At 63.6% G+C, this 2236-nt stretch carries 3 protein-coding genes; all 3 read left to right on the top strand.

Going from position 1 to position 2236, the window contains the following annotated elements:
• Nucleotides 1–541 (top strand): isocitrate/isopropylmalate family dehydrogenase (locus ACE3PP_RS01235; RefSeq protein ID WP_374377353.1); only part of this gene is annotated, 541 nt, incomplete at its 5' end.
• Nucleotides 542–580: 39 nt separating this feature from the next.
• A complete protein-coding gene (asd, locus tag ACE3PP_RS01230; RefSeq protein WP_374377352.1) occupies nucleotides 581–1705 on the top strand; it encodes an aspartate-semialdehyde dehydrogenase in 1125 nt (374 codons plus the stop codon).
• Between the two features lie 142 nt (nucleotides 1706–1847).
• Nucleotides 1848–2236 (top strand): FimV family protein (locus ACE3PP_RS01225; RefSeq protein ID WP_374377351.1); only part of this gene is annotated, 389 nt, incomplete at its 3' end.

Raw genomic sequence — 2236 nt, 5'->3', positions numbered from 1 at the left:
GGCCGCCCGGAAACGCGGCAAGAAGCTGTGCTCGGTGGACAAGATGAACGTCCTCGAAACCACCCAGCTGTGGCGCGACGTGATGATTGAACTCTCCGCCGACTACCCGGACGTGGAGCTCTCCCACATGCTGGTGGATAACGCCGCCATGCAGCTCGTGCGCGCGCCCAAGCAGTTCGACGTGATGGTCACCGGCAACATGTTCGGCGACATCCTCTCCGACGAAGCCTCGATGCTCACCGGCTCCATCGGCATGCTGCCGTCCGCCTCGCTCAACGCCGCCGGCAAGGGCATGTACGAGCCCAGCCACGGCTCCGCGCCGGACATCGCCGGCAAGGACGTCGCCAACCCGCTGGCCACCATGCTCTCGGCTGCGATGATGTTGCGATACAGTTTCAATCTCGAAACCCAGGCTGCGCGTATCGAAACCGCCGTCAAGAAAGTGCTGGCCGCCGGCTATCGCACCGGCGACATCTACGAGCCCGGCACCCGCCGCGTGGGCACCAAGGAAATGGGCGACGCGGTCATCGCGGCGCTGTAAGCAATCCAAAACAACATTCAAGTCTGATCGGGGATACAAATGAAAAGAGTGGGTCTGGTTGGTTGGCGCGGCATGGTCGGTTCCGTGCTCATGCAGCGCATGCGCGAGGAAAACGACTTCGCCTTGATCGAGCCGGTGTTCTTCACCACCTCCAACGCCGGGGGCAAGGCGCCCAACTTCGGCAAGGAGGCGCCCGCGCTCAAGGACGCGCGCGACATCGACGAACTGAAGGCGATGGACATCGTCATCACCTGTCAGGGCGGCGACTACACCAACGAGGTGTACCCCAAGCTGCGCGCGGCCGGCTGGAACGGCCACTGGATCGACGCAGCCTCGTCCCTGCGCATGGACCCGAAGGCCGTCATCATCCTCGATCCGGTCAACATGCACGTCATCAAGGATTCCCTCGCCAAAGGCGGCCGTGACTGGATCGGCGGCAACTGCACCGTGTCGCTGATGCTGATGGCCCTCGGCGGCCTGTTCCAGCGCGATCTGGTCGAGTGGGCCACCTCCATGACCTACCAGGCCGCCTCCGGCGCCGGCGCCCAGAACATGCGCGAGCTGCTTTCCCAGATGGGCGAACTCAACCGCTCGGTCAAGGAGCTGCTCGACGATCCCGCCTCGGCCATCCTCGACATCGACCGCGAAGTTGCCGGCACCATGCGCGACGACGCCTTCCCGGCCTCCAACTTCGGCGTGCCGCTGGCTGGCTCGCTGATCCCCTGGATCGACAAGGATCTGGGCAACGGTCAGTCCAAGGAAGAATGGAAGGGCGGCGTCGAGACCAACAAGATCCTCGGTCGCGGCGAAGGCTTCAGCGCCCCGGCGGTGCCCATCGACGGCCTGTGCGTGCGCATCGGCGCCATGCGCTGCCACAGCCAGGCGCTCACCCTCAAGCTCAAGAAGGACATCCCCGTCGACGAGATCGAAGCCATGCTGGCTTCCGCCAACGACTGGGTGAAGGTCGTCCCCAACCAGCGCGAAGCGTCGATGCGGGATCTCACCCCCACCGCCGTCACCGGCACCCTGACCGTTCCGGTCGGCCGGCTGCGCAAGCTGTCGATGGGCGGCGAGTACCTCTCAGCCTTCACGGTGGGCGACCAGCTTCTGTGGGGCGCGGCCGAACCGCTGCGCCGTATGCTGCGCATCCTGCTCGAAGCTTGAAAAGACAGGTGAAAGAGGCGGCGCAAGCCGCCTTTTTTATGTCGAGTGTAATTTACTAGCCAGTTCAATCGACGCTTGAACTTGCCTCACCAAACCCATGATGTTATGTTCATCGATAACTCGATTTCGATGATCTGCCTTCGTGCCTAAGATTCTTGTGAAAAGCCGGCTCAAACGCACCCTTCTCGCCGCTTCCATCGGTGCCCTCTCCCTTAGTGCAAGTGCTGCCGGTCTGGGGCGCATCACGGTCCTCAGCGGCTTGGGGCAGCCTCTGCGTGCGGAGGTGGAAATCGCCGCGGCGCCCGAAGAACTCCAGAACATGACTGCCCGGCTGGCATCTGCCGAAGCATTCCGGCAGGCCGGCATCGATTTCTCCCCGTCCGTCAGCGGCCTTCGCATGAGCGTCGAGCGCCGGGGCAACGGTGCCGTCGTCAAGGTGAGCAGCGATCGGCCGATCAACGAGCCCTTCGTCGACATGCTGGTTGAACTCAACTGGTCCGCCGGGCGCCTGATCCGCGAATACACCTTCCT

Source organism: Dongia sp. (assembly GCF_041910485.1).
Taxonomy (GTDB): domain Bacteria; phylum Pseudomonadota; class Alphaproteobacteria; order Dongiales; family Dongiaceae; genus Dongia.
This window is presented reverse-complemented; position numbering and strand designations above follow the sequence as displayed.